This is a genomic window from Allobosea sp. 05T422_2 (genome assembly GCF_056396265.1).
In genome coordinates this window covers 1-16,444 of record NZ_JBFTLD010000138.1, presented here as the reverse complement: position 1 = coordinate 16,444, position 16,444 = coordinate 1, and the positions used below count along the sequence as shown (strand labels likewise).

15 protein-coding genes and 1 pseudogene are annotated in these 16,444 nt (G+C 65.3%); 7 read left to right on the top strand and 9 right to left on the bottom strand.

The window, feature by feature from the left end; all coding sequences use genetic code 11:
* The first annotated feature begins 45 nt into the window (after positions 1-45).
* On the top strand, positions 46-558 hold the full coding sequence (locus AC1DJT_RS21850; RefSeq protein ID WP_476834855.1) for an MgtC/SapB family protein: 513 nt from the start codon (positions 46-48) through the stop codon (positions 556-558).
* A 147-nt stretch (positions 559-705) separates the two neighbouring features.
* On the top strand, positions 706-960 hold the full coding sequence (locus tag AC1DJT_RS21845) for a hypothetical protein (protein WP_441491552.1): 255 nt from the start codon (positions 706-708) through the stop codon (positions 958-960).
* 3 nt (positions 961-963) lie between these two features.
* On the opposite strand, the gene AC1DJT_RS21840 is transcribed toward AC1DJT_RS21845, so the two are convergent.
* From AC1DJT_RS21840 to AC1DJT_RS21815, 6 genes are all read right to left on the bottom strand, one after another.
* Positions 964-2,352: a M20 family metallopeptidase gene (locus AC1DJT_RS21840; RefSeq protein ID WP_441506279.1), complete on the bottom strand. Its 1,389-nt coding sequence runs from the start codon at positions 2,350-2,352 to the stop codon at positions 964-966.
* 17 nt (positions 2,353-2,369) lie between these two features.
* The gene (locus AC1DJT_RS21835; RefSeq protein WP_441506278.1) at positions 2,370-3,383 is read right to left on the bottom strand and encodes an ABC transporter ATP-binding protein; all 1,014 of its coding nucleotides are present in this window, start codon (positions 3,381-3,383) and stop codon (positions 2,370-2,372) included.
* Complete coding sequence (locus tag AC1DJT_RS21830; protein WP_441506277.1) at positions 3,380-4,366, bottom strand: ABC transporter ATP-binding protein; 987 nt, start codon at positions 4,364-4,366, stop codon at positions 3,380-3,382. Before AC1DJT_RS21830 ends, AC1DJT_RS21835 begins: the two co-directional genes overlap by 4 nt.
* Positions 4,366-5,262, bottom strand: coding sequence for an ABC transporter permease (locus AC1DJT_RS21825; protein WP_441506276.1), 897 nt, complete (start codon positions 5,260-5,262; stop codon positions 4,366-4,368). The genes AC1DJT_RS21830 and AC1DJT_RS21825 overlap by 1 nt, the downstream gene beginning before the upstream one ends.
* A 2-nt stretch (positions 5,263-5,264) precedes the next feature.
* A complete protein-coding gene (locus AC1DJT_RS21820; protein ID WP_476769354.1) occupies positions 5,265-6,182 on the bottom strand; it encodes an ABC transporter permease in 918 nt (305 codons plus the stop codon).
* A 179-nt stretch (positions 6,183-6,361) separates the two neighbouring features.
* Positions 6,362-7,891: an ABC transporter substrate-binding protein gene (locus AC1DJT_RS21815; protein WP_476834854.1), complete on the bottom strand. Its 1,530-nt coding sequence runs from the start codon at positions 7,889-7,891 to the stop codon at positions 6,362-6,364.
* Between the two features lie 169 nt (positions 7,892-8,060).
* Here AC1DJT_RS21815 and AC1DJT_RS21810 point away from each other — a divergent pair, with 169 nt between their 5' ends.
* Both AC1DJT_RS21810 and AC1DJT_RS21805 read left to right on the top strand, forming a co-directional pair.
* On the top strand, positions 8,061-9,032 hold the full coding sequence (locus AC1DJT_RS21810; RefSeq protein WP_476834853.1) for a LysR family transcriptional regulator: 972 nt from the start codon (positions 8,061-8,063) through the stop codon (positions 9,030-9,032).
* Complete coding sequence (locus AC1DJT_RS21805) at positions 9,029-10,468, top strand: SNF2-related protein (protein ID WP_476834852.1); 1,440 nt, start codon at positions 9,029-9,031, stop codon at positions 10,466-10,468. Before AC1DJT_RS21810 ends, AC1DJT_RS21805 begins: the two co-directional genes overlap by 4 nt.
* 18 nt (positions 10,469-10,486) lie before the next feature.
* Here the strand turns inward: AC1DJT_RS21805 and AC1DJT_RS21800 are convergent, their stop codons facing one another.
* Positions 10,487-10,624 (bottom strand): hypothetical protein, encoded by a 138-nt coding sequence (locus AC1DJT_RS21800; protein ID WP_162768072.1) that lies wholly within the window; start codon positions 10,622-10,624, stop codon positions 10,487-10,489.
* 162 nt (positions 10,625-10,786) lie between these two features.
* On the opposite strand from AC1DJT_RS21800, the gene AC1DJT_RS21795 reads away from it, so the two are divergent.
* Entirely contained in the window at positions 10,787-11,548 is a 762-nt protein-coding gene (locus AC1DJT_RS21795) for an SDR family NAD(P)-dependent oxidoreductase (protein WP_476769352.1), read from the top strand.
* Between the two features lie 6 nt (positions 11,549-11,554).
* Here AC1DJT_RS21795 and puuE read toward each other — a convergent pair whose 3' ends face one another.
* Positions 11,555-12,979 carry an allantoinase PuuE gene (gene puuE, locus AC1DJT_RS21790; protein ID WP_476834851.1) on the bottom strand — a complete coding sequence of 475 codons (1,425 nt, stop codon included), beginning with the start codon at positions 12,977-12,979 and terminating at the stop codon, positions 11,555-11,557.
* Positions 12,980-13,107: 128 nt separating this feature from the next.
* Positions 13,108-13,464 carry a hydroxyisourate hydrolase gene (gene uraH / locus AC1DJT_RS21785; protein ID WP_441491541.1) on the bottom strand — a complete coding sequence of 119 codons (357 nt, stop codon included), beginning with the start codon at positions 13,462-13,464 and terminating at the stop codon, positions 13,108-13,110.
* Positions 13,465-13,635: 171 nt separating this feature from the next.
* Here uraH and AC1DJT_RS21780 point away from each other — a divergent pair, with 171 nt between their 5' ends.
* Both AC1DJT_RS21780 and AC1DJT_RS21775 read left to right on the top strand, forming a co-directional pair.
* A complete protein-coding gene (locus tag AC1DJT_RS21780; RefSeq protein WP_476769351.1) occupies positions 13,636-14,871 on the top strand; it encodes a urate hydroxylase PuuD in 1,236 nt (411 codons plus the stop codon).
* A gap of 168 nt (positions 14,872-15,039) precedes the next feature.
* Positions 15,040-16,444, top strand: a pseudogene (locus AC1DJT_RS21775) (hypothetical protein); the annotation flags it as partial.

Sequence of the window (16,444 nt, the reverse complement as noted above, 5' to 3'; positions counted from 1 at the left end):
GGGTAGAGAAATGAGGCTTCGCCGTGGCGTCGGGATTCGCTTCGCATGCTGACCGAACTCGACATTGTCCTGAAACTGCTCTGCGGTGCGCTTGCCGGCATCGCTGTGGGTTGGCAGCGGACGCTGAGGCACAAGAGCGCAGGAATTCGCACCTTCGGCCTTGTCGGTGTTGGCGCGGCGGCCGCAGCGGCCATCTTCAGCGGTGAGCTCTACGGGGCGCCCCATCCCGACGCCGCGAGCCGCGTCGTGCAAGGCGTCCTGACCGGCATCGGCTTCCTGGGGGCGGGCGTCATCATTCGGCGCGAGAATGACCGCATGCCGCATGGGCTGACGACAGCAGCGGCCGTCTGGGTGACAGCGGCGCTCGGTTCTGCGGCCGGGCTTGGTCACTGGYGTGTGGCGCTTACCGGCACGGCCATCGCGCTCGCCCTGCTCGCCATCGACCATTCGATCGAGCGTTGGGCGCAGGGACGACCGCCGAACGACGATCAATTCTCGGAGGGAGATGGCTCTCGATCCAAGGCAGGGACCGAGTCCGGAGATTCTTCGGKGCCCTGACCGGCGGGCCGTTCCTCCGCGCTCCTCCGTACGATGACACTGATGCCGCCGCCATCGAGCGGCGCTTTCGGAATGCCGGGGCGTTTGGTGGGCTGGCCGCGAACCTTCGCGGCTTCGACGCGTTGATGACCGAACAAGGAGTTCGTGATGTCCGCGACGACCACCGATCGGCTCAACTCACCGGGCGTGCCGCAGCCGCCATTTCCGCCGCCCGAGGCCCCGCCTCTGACGCCGGCAGAAGTCCCGCCGGCGCCGCCGGTCGAATCGCCGCCAGAGGAAGAGCCGGTCGGCGTCCCGCGCGATCCGCCGCCGGAGCTGCCACCGAATGTGCCGCCGGAGAGGCCTCCGGCGACACCGTTCGATCTGCCGCCCGACAGGGGGCCGCGTAAGCCTGTCGAATAGGCCTCAGAGTGCMGGCGTGTTGCCCTCGCCGAGATCCCAGTAGAGGCCCGCCATCATGCCGAGTCCCTCGCGCGCGATGGCGACGGGCAGGTGCTCGTCGGGAGCATGCTGGGAGCAGCCGGGATAGGAATGCGGCACCCAGATGGTGCGCAGGCCCAGGATCTCCGAGAAGATGTCGTTCGGCAGCGAGCCGCCGAGATTGGGCAGCAGCGCGGGCTTCTTCTCTGTGGTCCTGGCGATCGAAGCGAGCGCCCAATGCACCCATGCATCCTCGGGATCGAGGCGGGTCGCGTTGAAGATCTCGTCACGAGCGAGCGTGACCTCGACCATGCCGAAGCCGTGGCGCTTGAGGTGACGACGCAGCGCCGGCAGCACCTCCTGCGGGTCGATGCCGACCACGAAGCGGAGCTGGCAGCGGGCCCAGGCGCTCGGGGGCACGGCGTTCACGGGGGTTTCCGGCACGCCGGACTTCATCGCCAGCACGTCGAAGGAGCACCAGCCGAACACCTGCTCGGCGGGCGACAGGCCGGGCTCGCCCCATTCCGGATCGATCGTCGGGCCGTCCGGGCCGCCATCGACCTCGCAATCGGCGAGTGCCTTGCGCACCGGCTCGGGCAACTCTTTCGGCACCCACTCATGGATGCGGATCTGGCCGGTCGGGGAGGCGATCGAAGCGATGACATGGGCCAGCTGGATGGCGGGATCGGAGAGGATGCCACCCCAGTTGCCGGAATGGTGGCCGCCTTCGCGGGCAGTGATGGTGAGATCGAAGGTGACCCCGCCGCGCGAGCCGAGGAAGACCGTCGGGCGCTCGGCATTGAGGCGCGGCCCGTCCGAGCCGATCAGCACATCGGATTTGAACAGCTCCTTCTGCTCGGTGCAGAGCTCGCGCAGGCCGGGCGAACCGCATTCCTCGCCCATCTCGATCAGATATTTGGCGTTGAAGCCGAGCTTGCCGCGCGTTTCGAGGACGGCACGCAGGGCGTTGATGTTGATGACGTGCTGACCCTTGTTGTCGACGACGCCACGGCCATACCAACGGTCGCCGCGCTCGGTCAGTGTCCAGGGAGAGAGGCCCTCGCTCCACTGCTTGTCGAGGCCGCGGATCACGTCGCCATGGCCATAGCCGAAGATCGTCGGCAGGCTCGGGTCCTCGATACGCTCGGCGAAAAGGAACGGGCCCTTGGCGCGCGGATGGTTCAGCGTCCTGCAGGTGAAGCCGAGCGATTCCAGCAGCGGCTGCATTTCCCTCTCGAGATACTCGCTCAGAACCGGAGCACGCTCGGGGTTCTGGCTCTCGGTCGGCATCGCTACGAGGCGCGTAAGGTCGCTCTTGAACTTGCCGCTGTCGAAATAGTCATATGCATGCGCAATCGCCTTGGCGCGGGTCATGGTCGTCTCCTTGGATGTCAGGATGCAGTCGCGCCTGAGGCGGCGGATTCGTAGAGATGGCAGGCGACCAGCCCGCTCTCGTCCTGGCGCAGCTTTGGCGTCACCGTCGCGCATTGCGCCATCTTCGCCGGGCAGCGCGGATGGAAGGGGCAGCCGGGCGGCGGGTTGAGCGGGTCGGGAAAGGCGAGGCCGAGGCCGGTTTCCGGGATGCCCTTGCCCGGCTCCGGCGTCAGCACCGAGGCGAGCAGCGCCTTGGTGTAGGGATGGCGCGGCGCCTTGAAGAGGGTCGCGGTATCGGTCAGCTCGACGACCCGGCCGAGATACATCACGGCGACACGGGTCGCGATATGCTCCACCACCACGAGATTATGGCTGATGAAGACATAGGTCAGGCCAAGCTCGCTACGCAGGTCGTTGAGCAGGTTGAGGATCTGCGACTGCACGGAGACGTCGAGCGCCGAAGTCGGCTCGTCGCAGACCACCATCTCGGGGTTTAGGATCAGCGCACGTGCGATGGCGACGCGCTGGCGCTGGCCGCCCGAGAGCTCGCGCGGATACCGGTCCGCGAAGCGCCTGGGAAGGCCGACCTTCTCGAGGATGTCGATGGCGCGCTTGCGCCGCTCGGCCGCTGTGCCAAGGCCCTGCACCGCGAGCGGCAGCGCGACGATCGAGGCAATCGTCCGGCGCGGGTTGAGCGAGGAATAGGGGTCCTGGAAAACCGGCTGCACCCGCCTGGCCATGCCGAGCCGCCCGAGCTTGCCGACATTCTCGCCGGAGAGCGCGATCTCGCCGCTCGAAGGCGGCAACAGGCCGAGCAGCATGCGCGCCAGCGTGGACTTGCCGCAGCCGGACTCGCCGACGATGCCGAGCACCTCACCCTTGGCGATCGCCAGCGATACGCCGTTGACCGCGTGCAGCGTGCGCTTGCCCTTGAACAGGCCCTGGCTGACCGAGAAGGAACGGGTCAGCTCGCGGGCCTCGAGCAGGATCTCGGGTTGCGCGAGGTTGGGAGGCGAGAGAGCGCCGCTCATGCCGCGTCCTCCAGGATGCAGCGCCAACTCTGGCCGTCAGGCCGGTGGCGCAAGGGTGGGGTTTGCGCACATGCCGCTTCAGCGTGCTGACAGCGATCGCGGAAGCTGCAGCCCTTGATCTCGCCGATGAGCGAGGGAACGACACCGGGAATGACGCCGAGCTTGCCGCCCGGCTCCGTGCGTCCGGGGACAGGAATGCAGTCGATCAGTCCCTGGGTGTAGGGGTGGCGCGGCTGGCGGAAGATCGCTTCCGTCGGGCCTTCCTCGACGATCTGCCCGGCATACATCACGCCGACCCAGTCGGCGATGCGCGCGACGATGCCGAGGTCGTGCGTGATCAGCACCATGGCGATCCCGAGCTCCTGCTGGAGGTCGGCAAGCAGTCTCAGGATCTGCGCCTGGATGGTGACGTCGAGCGCCGTGGTCGGTTCGTCGGCGATCAGCAGTTCGGGGCCGCACATCAGCGCCATGGCGATCATCACGCGCTGGCGCAGGCCGCCCGAGAGCTGGTGCGGATACTGGCCGAGACGCTGGGCGGCATTGGCGATGCCGACCTTGTCGAGCAGATGGGTCGCGCGCTCGCGTGCCTCCGTCTCGCTCGCCTTCTTGTGCAGGCGATAGGCCTCGGTCATCTGGTCGCCGATGGTGTAGGCCGGATTGAGGGCCGTCATCGGTTCCTGGAAGATCATCGCCATGCGGTTGCCACGCAGGCTGTTGATGCGCTTGGCACCAGCCCTGGCGAGGTCTTCGCCGGCAAAGCCGAGCTTGCGGGCGCTGCGTTTCGCAGCCTTCGGCAGCAGGTCCATGATCGCAAGCGAGGTCATCGACTTGCCGCAGCCGGACTCGCCGACGAGGCAGAGTGTCTTGCCACGCTCGACCTTGAAGGAGAGGTCGCGGACCGCATGGAGCGGGCCGCGCGGGGTGGCGATGTCGACGGTGAGACCGTCGACATCCAGAATCACGGTGTTGTCGGCGGCCTGCATCAGGTGCGACCCTCCGGCGAGATCACGTCGCGCAGGCCGTCACCGGCGAGGTTGATCGCGAAGATGAGCACGGCGAGCGCCGTGCCGGGCAGGGCGATGAGCCAGAACGAGAAGAACATGTAGGCCTTGGCTTCGGAGATCATCAGCCCCCATGAGGGCAGGGGCGGCTGCACGCCGAGCCCGAGGAAGGAGAGCGCCGCCTCGAGCAGGATGGCGCTCGCCGCTTCCAGCGTGGCGACGACGATGAGATGCGGAGCGATGTTGGGCAGCACCTCGCCGAGGATGATGCGCGTGGTCGAGGCGCCGGCGGCCTGGGCGGCGGCGACATAGTCGAGCGAGCGGACCTGCTGGGTTGCGCTGCGCATGACGACCGCGAACCGGTCCCATTTCAGCAGGCCGAGCACCAGGATGACGATCCAGAGCGAGGAGCCGACGATGGCGACGACCGCAAGCGCGACCAGGATCACCGGCATCGACAGGCGCGTCGTCACCAGGAACGTCATCAGCATGTCGATGCGGCCACCGAAATAACCGGCGAGCAGGCCCATCGTCGTGCCGATCAGGCCCGAGATGACGACGACGCTTATGCCGATCAGCAGCGAGATCCGGGCGCCGTAGAGCAGGCGTGAGAGATAGTCGCGCCCGAGCGGATCGGTTCCGAGCGGGTGGGCCCAATTGCCCTTCTCGTACCAGAACGGCGGCACATTGCGGGCCGTCAGGTTCTGCAGATAGGGATCATGTGGCGCCAGAACCGGCGCGAGCAGCGCGATTGTGATGAAGAGCAGCAGCAGGCCGACGCCGAAGACGAAGGCCTTCTGGCCGAGCATGCGGCGCAGCAGCTTGCGGGCTTCGGAAAGCTCGGGAGCGTCGGGAGCGGAGAGTGCGGTTTCGCTCATGATCAAGCCACCCTGATGCGCGGGTCGAGCCAGGCATTGGCGATATCGGCCGCGAGCGTAAGCAGGACGTAGACGACCGAGAGCAGCAGGACGACGACCTGCATGACCGGGAAATCCTTGTAGGTAATGCTCTGATAGGCGAGGTAGCCGAGCCCATCGAGCGCGAAGATCGTTTCGATCACCACCGAGCCGCCGAGCAGGAAGCCGAGCTGGACGGCGGCGAGCGCCACCACGGGGACGACCGCGTTGCGCAGCGCGTGCTTGAACACGACCTTGCCGGGTGGCAGCCCTTTGGCACGGGCGGTGCGGATGTAGTCGGCGGAGAGTACTTCGATCATGCCGGCGCGGATCAACCGCATGAAGGCAGGCGCGGCGTAATAGCCGAGCGCCACGGTCGGCATGACGTAGTGCAGCCAGCTATCGGAGCCGGAAACCGGCAGCCAGCGCAGGGTGATCGAGAACAGCATCACCAGGATCAGCGCGAAGAAGAAGTTCGGCATCGCCTGGCCGACGACGGCGATCGCCAGCGCAACGCGATCGATCCAGCTATTGGCGTAGATCGCCGCGAGCACGCCGAGCGGAATCGAGATCAGCAGCGCGAAGGCGAGCGATGTCAGGCCTAGGATCAGCGTTACCGGGAGCTTGGCCATCACCAGCGAGGCGACGTCCGTCTTGAAATAGATCGACGTGCCGAGATCGCCGGAGAGTGTCCGCCAGAGCCAGTCGAGATACTGCACGAGGATCGGCCGGTTCAGGCCGTAGGTCTCACGGATCAGGTTGATATCGGCCTGCTGCGCACCTTCGCCGGCGATCGCGACCGCGACATCGCCCGACAGGCGCAACAGGAAGAAGGCGATGGCCGAGACGGCGAGCGCGACAAGCAGCGCCAGACCCAGCCGTTTGAGAATGAAGCCTAACACGTGGTGCTTCCAATGATGTTCATGGGGAACGGAATCCCTGGTCATCCCGGCCTGAGCGCGCCGGAAAGCGGGGATCCACATCTGAATCCCTGTTCCGAGACGCTCAGGCATGGATTCCGGATCGGCGCGGTCAGCACCGATCCGGGAAGACGCTTGGCTCGATCTGAGCGGAGAGCGTGCTACTTCCAGCTCATTTCCCAGAAGCGGACGAGCTCGTCCGGATAGGCCTTGAAGATCAGGTCCTTGTTCGCGACGTAATAGACCGGCAGCGAATAGAGCGGCGCGGCATAGGCCTTGTCGGCGATGATCTTCAGCGCCTCCTTATAGGCCTCCCTGCGGACCTCCGGCGCGACCGAGTTGTTGCCCTTGTTCAGCAGGTCGCGGACCTGCGGATCACGGGTGATGTCMTCGCTGCGGAAGGCGAAATAGTTCGGTGTGTTGGCCGAGACGTCGTTGACCGAGAACGAGCCCCAGGTCTGGTGCGTCAGCATCGCCTTGTTGGTGGCGATCAGCTCGCGCATGGCGGCGTATTGCAGGAAGCGCAGGTTGGTCTTGATGCCGACGGCCTGGAGATAGCCGATCAGCGCCTCGGTCTGATTGCGTTCGCGATAGGCGACGATGTCGAGCGTGAGGTCCTTGACGCCAGCCTCGGCGAGCAGCGCCTTGGCCTTGGCAGGGTCGTAGGGGTAGCGCGCGGCGCCCTCGTCCGTGCAGCCGAACTGCGAGGGGAAGCAGATCGTATTGATGACGCGCGAGCCGTCGCCAACGATGTTCTTGACCATCGCCTCGCGATCGATGGCGTGGATGATCGCCTTGCGGACGCGCTCATCCTTGAGCGCCGGGGAGGGCGTGTTCTCGAGGATGTTCATCTGCATGAAGACGATGCGCATCGTCTCGCCGGAGACGACCTGCAGCATCGGCACGGTCTTGAGCTGGTCGGCCTGATCCTTGGGCACGTGCATGATCAGGTCGCCACCGCCCGACAGCATCTCGGCCATCTGGGTCTGGCGGTCGGGGATGAAGCGGATTTCGATCTTGCCGACCTTGGCCTGCGCCTTGGGCGAATCCTTGAAGTAGTCCTTGTTGGTCTCAAGGGTGATCGACTTGCCGGGGACGTAGTTCGTGACCTTGTAGGGGCCCGAGCCGACCGGCTTCTCGTTCTGCCCCTTGGGGCCGACCTTCTCGTAATACTCGTTCGGATGGATCACGACTGGACCGGCAAGATACTCGATCGCAGCCGGGAAGATCTCCTTGGTGGTCAGGCGGACCTTGTACTTGTCGAGCTTCTCGGCCTTCTCGATCCAGTTGACGTTGCCCTGGGTGACGACCTTGCTTTCGGGCTTGGCGACGAAATTCAGGGTGTAGACCACGTCATCGGCGTCGAATTCCTCGCCGTTGTGGAACTTCACGCCTTCGCGGAGCTCGAACTCGATGGTCTTGTCGTCGATCTGCTTCCAGCTCTTGGCGAGTTGGCCCTTGTACTCGTTGGTGACCGGGTCGCGATAGACCAGCGTATCCCAGACATTGGCGCCGATGATCACGCCGATGCGGACGTTGTTGAAGAAGGGGTCGACGTTCTCAGGTGCCTGATCATAGGCGAAGCGGACGGTATTGGCGGCCTTTTGGGCGAATGCCGGCGTGGCCGCTCCCGCTGCGGCCAGAGCCGTCGAAGCCAGGGCCAACGCGATGGCCTTCGTGACAAATCTCATACTTCTTCCCCTCGCAGCGTTATCGCTCGTCTTGGTGTAGCCACGTGCGGCAACGGTCATCCGTCGCTCTGCATGCAGTTTGAAATCTGCCTAAGGAAAGCGCTTGCCGCCATAAGAATGAATAGAAGGGATCGTTGCCGAACCGGCAAAGCATCGCTAAAGCCCGATCATGCAAACTMCGGCGTTGCGATATTTCCTGGYAGTGGCGCGAACAGGGTCCGTCAGCGCTGCGGCGCAGCGGCTGCGCGTTGCCGGCTCGGCCGTCAGCCGACAGATCGCCAATCTGGAAAAGGAACTCGGCGCCGGCCTGTTCGAGCGGCGCTCACACGGCATGATCCTGACCCAGGCCGGCCAGACGCTTGCCGCCTATGCCCAGCGCCTGGAGCTCGAGAGCGAGCAGATCGTCAACGAAATCCGAGAGTTGCGCAGCGCGAGCAAGGGCCTGATCCGCCTCGGTGTCACCGAGGGCTTTGCCGTCAGCTTCATCCCCGAAGTCATTTACAACTTCCGGAGGCGCCACCCCAATGTTGCTTTCGATCTCAAGGTCATCTCGCCGCAGGTCGTGACCGAGCATATTCGCACCGGTTCGATCGATATCGGCCTGACCTTCGTGCTGCAGCCGGAGCGCGGGGTCACGATCAACTGGCAATGTGCGGCCCAGACCTATGCCTTCGTTGCGCCGCACCATCCGCTGGCGACCAAGACGCCGATCCATATCGAGGACATTTTCGCCCATCCGATCGGGGTGCTCGATGGCGAGGCGACGGTGCGCAGGATCGTCGATATCTACTTCTCGGCGCGGGGCCTGACCGTCGACCCGGTTCTGGTCACGACCAATGTCGCGAGCCTCAGACATCTCTGTAAGCTCGGCGGTGCCGTGATGTTCGCCAGCAGCATCTCCTTCGGCGCCTCGGTCCGCGATGGCTCGGTGGTCGCGCTGCCGCTCAGGGATGGCGAGTTGCCGCCGCGCAGTCTGCAAGTGCAGACCATGTCGGGCCGCGTGCTGCCGCGGCTGGTGACAAATTTCATCACCATGTTGATCGCGGAACTGCAGGCCGCCGACGCCGTGGCTGCGGCGGCGACGCCGCGCACCGGGCAGGCGGCCATGCCTGCCAAAGCGAGAGGAGCCGAGGGAGCATGACGAAGCCGACCGGAAGAGGCGTGGCGCCGTTGGAGATCATGATCCCGCACCCGCACCAGCTTGTCGCGCGCGATGCGATCCTTGCCGCGCGGGCGGCTGGAAAGCCGKGCTTCCTGCTCGGCGATCTGACGGGACTCGGCAAGACGCTTTCGGCCTGGCTCGCCGTTGCCGCGATGCAGGAGGACGAGGTGCTGGTGATCTGCCCCAAGGGCGCGATCCCACAATGGCGGCGCACCATCGCGCATTCCGGCCTGCCGCCGAAGAAGATCACGCTGATGAATTTCGAGCGGACGAAGTCATTGCTCGCAGCCCCCACCGACAGCAAGAAGCGCTCGACGCGGGCAAAGAACAACGAGCTCGCGAAGCTCGGGACGCCGAAGCGGGTCTGGCCGATCGTGGTGATCGACGAGGCGCATCGCATCCGCAATCCGAACTCGCAGCAGGGACTGGTCTGTCGCCAGATGGCCGCGGCGGCCCGCTTCGCGATTTATATGAGCGCGACGGCGGGCCAATCCCCGCACGAACTCTCCTATCTCGGATCGCTGCTGGCCCAGGCCGCCGGTGCTCCGAGCGCCGATCTCGACGGTTTTCGCGCCCTGATGAAGCGCCTGAAGATTGGCCGGGCCAAGGGGCGCTGGAAGAACTGGAGCTGGGAGTCGAACGAGGCGGACCGGAAGCTCATGTCGGATCTGCTGTACCGGGGCGAGAACGCAATCGGATTGCGCCGGCGGCCGGAAGAGATCGCCGGCTGGCCTGAGGTGCAGCGTGAGCTGGCGCCGATCGCGTTGGATGCGTCGGCACGGCGGCTCTACGACGCGACATGGCGCGAGTTCCGGCGGGAGCTCGGCCTGGCCGGTGGTTCGACACGCAAGCCGGCCGGCTGGGCGGCCGATCTCAGGTTCCGCCAGAAGGCGAGCCTGCTGCGTATTCCTGGCACCGCCGATTTCGTCGAAGACCTGCTCGGCAATGACGAACAGGTCGCGATCTCCGTCGCCTTTCTCGAGACCAGCGCGATGCTGACGGAGATGCTGCGCGGGCGCGGCTGGAAGGTCGGCGAGATCAATGGCGAGCATTCCGGGCAGGCCAATGAAGAGACGCGGCTTGCCTTCCAGACCGGGGCGCTCGACGTCGTCGTCTTTACGGTGACGGAGTCGATCTCCCTGCATCGAGGCGAGATGGCCGGCGGCGAGCGCGAGCGGTCGCTGGTCGTCCACGACATGCGACACAGCGCGATCCAGCTGCAGCAGATCGAGGGCCGCTGCCATCGCGACGGTCAGCACGCCACGATCTTTTATGCCTATGCCGAGGATACGGTGGAGGAGACGGTTGCGGCCACCGTCATCATCCGCATGGCGGCGATGGACGGAATGGCCGGGGACGACACGCAGATGCTGGATGCGATCGCGTCCCTCGTCGAGGAGCGAGCCGCGGCCTGAATGCACGGCAACCAGGTGTCACTGTTTGATGCTGCCCAGCAGGGAGTTGGTCAGGCCGACAAGGCCCAGCCATATCTCGCGGGTATAGGCGCCCTGATGAACGACAGCGTCAAAGCCGATGGCGATCACGGCGATGATCAATAGAATCCGGAACATGTGATCCCTCCTGGCCGAACCCTTGTTCAGAACGCAGGCGAGACCGGCCTGTTCCGCAGCGCAGCACGGTTCGCCGCCGCCAGGGGCCATCTATCGGCAGGTTGACCCCTGCACTGTGGCGGTGTCCCTTCGCGTTGCATCGAGGAGCGGTGAGGAAGCGGCATGTTCGAGGATCTGCAGGGCAAGCGCGTGCTGGTGACCGGTGCGTCTTCAGGGCTCGGTGAGTATTTCACCCGGCTTCTCGCGGCGCGGGGTGCGCATGTCGTTGCTGCTGCGCGCCGCCTCGACCGGTTGTCCGAGCTGGCTCGTTCCTGCGCCGGATTGCCGGGCAAGGTGATGCCGCTCGCGCTCGACATCGGATCGGTCGCGGCGATCGAGACCGGCATCCCGGAGGCGCAGGCTGCAATGGGCGGCCTCGATCTGCTGGTCAACAATGCCGGCGTTGCCGATCCCGAGCGCGCGCTGAGCCTGAGCGAGGCGCAATGGGATGCGCATCTCGACATCAATCTGAAGGGCTGTTTCTTCGCCGCACAGGCGGCCGCGCGTTTGATGGCCCAGCAGGAAAGCGGCGGCGCCATCGTCAATATCGCCTCGATCCTCGGCGAGCGCGTGGCGCTMAGCGTTGCGCCCTATGCGATTTCGAAGGCGGGACTGGTGCAGATGACCAGGGCGCTGGCGCTGGAATGGGCGCGCCACAAGATCAGGGTGAACGCGCTGGCGCCGGGCTATGTCGTCACCGATCTCAATCGCGCCTTCTTCGAGACCGACGAGGGCAAGGCGCTGATCAAGCGCATCCCGATGCGCCGCGCCGCCGATCTCACCGATCTCGACGGCCCATTCCTGCTGCTATGCTCAGACGCCGCCCGCTTCATGACCGGCTCGGTCGTTGCCGTCGATGGCGGCCATCTGGTCAGCGGGCTGTAGAGCAGTTCAGCCCGCCGGCAACAGATCCCGCAGCCTGAGCAGCGCGATCTTCTCCACCTGGACGAGCGCGGTCAGGAATTCCTGCTCCGGGGTGCTCTTCAGGCGCTCCTCGAAGGCAGCGACGATCTCATTCTTGGTGAGCCCCTTGACTGCGATGATGAAGGGGATGCCGAAGCGGGTCTTGTAGGCTTCGTTCAACGCAGTGAAGCGTGCGCGCTCGTCGCTGGTCAGCCGGTCGAGGCCGGCCGAGGCCTGTTCGATCGTCGACTCCGGAGTCAGTTCCTTGGCGGCGGCGAGCTTCCCGGCAAGATCGGGATGGGCGAGGAGAAGCGCGCGCTGCTGGTCGCGCGAACCGGAGCGCATCGCCTTCGCCATTGCCCTGTGCAGGCCTTCCGCGCTGTCCTCGCGGGCCGAGAGACCGGCGTCATAGCTGGTTTCGGCTACCCAGGGCGAGTGCTCCCAGACCCGGCCGAACACCTCGGCGAAAAGGGCTTTCGGGAGCTTTGATGGCTGGTAACCCCCGGCCGGCGGATGCTGCCTGATCCAGTGGCGGGCGATATCGAGCCGGGTCGCGACCCAGACGCGGTCWTGGCTGCGGACATAATCGAGGAAACGGGCCAGCGCCGCGGCGCGGCCCGGACGGCCGACCAGCCGGCAATGCAGCCCGATCGACATCATCTTCGGCGCCTCGTCGCCCTCCGCGTAGAGGGTGTCGAAKGAATCCTTGAGATAGGTGAAGAATTGCTCGCCGGTGTTGAAGCCCTGCGGCGTGGCGAAGCGCATGTCGTTGGCGTCGAGCGTATAGGGGACCGTGAGCTGCGGGCCCTTCGGTMCGGTGATCCAGTAGGGCAGTTCGTCAGCGTAGGCGTCGGCGGTGTAGAGAAAGCCGCCTTCCTCCATCATCAGCGGCGTCGTGTTCTCGGATGAACGCCCCTGGTAGAAGCCGAGCGGTCTTTCGCCGGTGAGTGCGCGCTGGACACGAATCGCCTCATCGATATCGGCGCGCTCCTGCTCGGCGGGGAGGCTGCGATAGTCGATCCATTTCAGCCCATGGGTGGCGATTTCCCAGCCGGCCTCCTTCATCGATGTGACGATCTCGGGATAGCGCGCGAGCGCACTCGCAACGGCGAACACCGTCACCGGCAGGTGGCGTTCGGTGAACATGCGCCAAAGCCGCCAGTAGCCGGCACGCGAGCCGTATTCGTAGATCGACTCCATGTTCATGTGGCGCTGGCCGGGCCAGGGCGCGGCTCCGACGATCTCGGAGAGAAAGGCCTCCGAGGCCGCATCGCCATGCAGAATGCAGTTCTCGCCGCCTTCCTCGTAATTGATCACGAACTGCACGGCGATGCGGGCATTGCCCGGCCAATGCGGATGCGGGGCATTGCGGCCATAGCCGACGAGGTCGCGGGGGTAGGTCTGGTCGCTCATGGCTGATGCTCGCGAGGGTGATCTTGATTTGGCGGGAGGCGCCAGGATTGAGGCCGGGCGGCGATGTCTGGCCTTCTGTGTTGCATCGGCTTTACCGAAAGCCGCAATCCGGTTTTCGGGCCGATGCCTTAACTGCCGCGGTAGGTCGAGTAGCTCCAGGGCGAGGCCAGGAGTGGGACATGGTAGTGGCCTTCGGCGTCAGCGATGCCAAAGCGGATCGGCACGACATCGAGGAAAGCCGGCTCCGGCATGGTTGTGCCGAGTGAACGAAAATAGGCACCGAGCGCAAAGGTCAGTTCATAGGTGCCGGGCAGGACGGCCTCTCCGGTGAGCAAAGGCTGGTCGGTGCGTCCATCGGCATTGGTCGTGGTCTCGATGATGCGCTCGCGCTTGCCATCGGGCGTCAGGCGATCGAGTGCGAGCGTCAGACCTGCTGCGGGCCTGCCATTGACCGTGTCGAGCACATGCGTCGAGAGGCGTCCCATCCCATCCAATCCCTTGAAAATGCGCCGGCCGAGCCGCTGATGCTGTGTGCTGCTCGTGGCGAAGCTTGCGTTCGGAAAAAGGCCAACCCTAGTCTGGACGCATCATGAAGGTTCCATCCCGGATTCGGCCCTGTCAATCAATTGCGCGCCCTCGGGGAGTGGGGCTTTCCCATGCTTGACGCCTATCTGCTGGAATGGGGGGGCATGCTGCTGCGCTGGCTGCATGTGATCACGGCGATCGCCTGGATCGGCGCGTCCTTCTTCTTCATCCATCTCGACGCGTCCCTGCGGCCCGAGGCCGATATCCCGGCAGGTGAGGGAGGACGTGCCTGGCAGGTGCATGGCGGCGGTTTCTACGAGATGCGCAAATATCTGGTCGCCCCGCCGCGCATGCCGGAGGAGCTGACCTGGCATAAATGGCAGAGCTACTGGACCTGGATCTCGGGCTTCTTCCTGCTGGTCTGGGTCTATTACGCTCAGTCGGAACTCTATCTGATCGACCCGGCGGTCATGGCGCTATCGCCCTTCGCTGCGGGCGCGATCGGCATCGCCGCGCTGGCCCTGGGCTGGCTGTTCTATGACTGGCTCTGCAAGTCCCCGCTGGGCAAGAACGAGGTCGTGCTCGGCCTGCTCGGCTTCGGCTATGTCATTGCCGCATCCTACGCCTTCAGCCAGGTCTTCTCCGGGCGTGGCGCGCTGATCCATACCGGTGCGCTGATGGCGACGATCATGACCGCCAATGTCTTCTTCATCATCATGCCGAACCAGCGGAAGGTCATCGCCGCATTGACGGCCGGGGCGAAGCCCGATCCGAGACTCGGCAAGCAGGCCAAGCAACGCTCGACGCACAACAATTACATCACCCTGCCGGTGCTGTTCCTGATGCTGTCGAACCATTACCCCGTCACCTATGCGAATTCGGCGATCATTCCGGCCCTGGTGGCGCTGATCATCATCGCCGGCGCGCTGATCCGGCATTTTTACAATGTCCGCCATGCCGACCATGCGAAATCGCCATGGTGGACCTGGGCCGTTGCACTGGTTGCGCTCTGGCTTGCCTTCTGGTTGGCGATGGCATCGTCACCAGGCGGGCGCGAACGGCTCGGCCTGAAGGCTATCGAACCGGCCAGGCCGGCACTTCTGGCGGGAATGAACCTGCCGCCCGCCGAGGTGGCCAACATCGTGACCGGGCGCTGTGCCATGTGCCACGCGCCGGAGCCATCCTGGCCCGGTATCCAGATTGCGCCCAAGGGAATCTGGCTGCATGAGCCGGAGCGGATCGCCGTTCAGGCCCGCGCGATCCGGACACAGGCGGTGATGACCCATGCCATGCCGCCCAATAACCTGACCGGCATGACGGATGCAGAGCGGCGCACACTCGGAGCCTGGCTCGCCGCGCAGCGCTGAGGCTTCCGGGCTTTCGAAAGCGTTCAGCCTGTTTTCGACCGGCGCACGAAAATGTGAACCCATTCAGTTTCGGTTCACGTGGGCCTTGGCAAGGTCAGCAATACTGACTGGGCTGGAAGAAGGTTCCCACAACGGGGCCGTCCGTGCCGGGGGACCTTGGGGGTCCGGGTGAAGCGGTTTGAAGGGCAGGTCGCCGGCTATTGGCTGGCGGCCCTGGGATTTGTTTGTGCGTGGAGCATCCTGTGCTGGCCCTGGCTTTCGGGGGCGGTCACGATTCCCTTCGATGCCAAGGCGCATTTCCAGGCCCAGATTCAGTTTCTCGCCCAGGCCCTGCATAGCGGCCAGTCGCCATTCTGGACGCATAATGTCTTCGGCGGCTCGCCACAGGTTGCCGATCCGCAATCCCTTATCTTCTCGCCCGCCATCCTGCTCGCGCTGCTGACGCCATCGCCGAGCTTCCGGATGGTGGATGCCTACGTGCTGGCGCACCTGCTCGCCGGCGGGCTCGCCTTCCTGATGTTCTTCCGCGATCGCAGCTGGCACCCGGCGGGCGGCCTGCTTGCCGCTCTCGTCTTCGCCTTTGGCGCTTCGGCGGCCTGGCGTGTGCAGCATGTTGGTCAGATCGCGAGTCTCGCATTCTTTGCGATCGCCTTCTGGCTGACGGCGCGCATGCTTCAGCGCTCGTCGCTGCGCGCCGGCGCGCTCGCCGGCTTTGCCGCCGGCATGATGGTGCTGGAGCCCGACCAGGTGGCCCTACTGGGCGCCTATGTGCTGATCGGAATGGTCGTCGCGCATTGGTTCTCCGGCGGCTGGGCCGCCGTCCGCGCGAGCCTCGCACCGATTTCGGTCGCGAGCATCGCGGGACTAGCGACGATTCTGCTGCCGCTGATCTGGACCTGGCTTTTCGCCGAGGCGACGACTCGTCCCGAGGTCGATCTCATCGAAGCTGGGCGCGGCTCGCTGCATCCGGCCTCGCTGCTGACCGCCTTCGTGGCTGATCTTTTCGGCGCGCGCGATCCGGCCGTGGACTTCTGGGGCCCCTACAGCCCGGCCTGGGATGCCAAGGAGCTCTTCCTGTCGCAGAATATGGGGCAGGTCTATGTCGGGGCGCTGCCGCTGTTGCTCCTGATCGCGCCGGGCCTGAGCCGTGRCTGGCTCTGGGACAAGGCCATCCGGCCGCTGACGCTGCTCTTCGTCTTCATGGTTCTGTTTGCGCTCGGGCGCTACACGCCGCTGTTTCAGGCGGCTTACGAGTATTTGCCGGGCGTGAAGGTCTTCCGGCGCCCGGCCGACGCGACCTTCCTGATCGGCGCGCTTGGTGCGCTGCTCGCAGGATACGTGCTGCATCGCATTCTGAGCGAGGAGCGTCTCGGTTCACTGTATCGCGATCTCGGTTTTGCCGGAGTGGTCGTCGCTGCGCTCGTCGCCGCGGCCTTGTTCATCTCGAAGCGCGAGGGGCACCTTGCCGACGCCTGGTGGCCGAGCCTGTCGGCGGCCTTCTGGTTTGCGGGTGCGGGGCTGGTCCTGGTCGTGCTGACGCGCTGGCGCGGAGCGCTGGCGCCGCTCGCCAGCG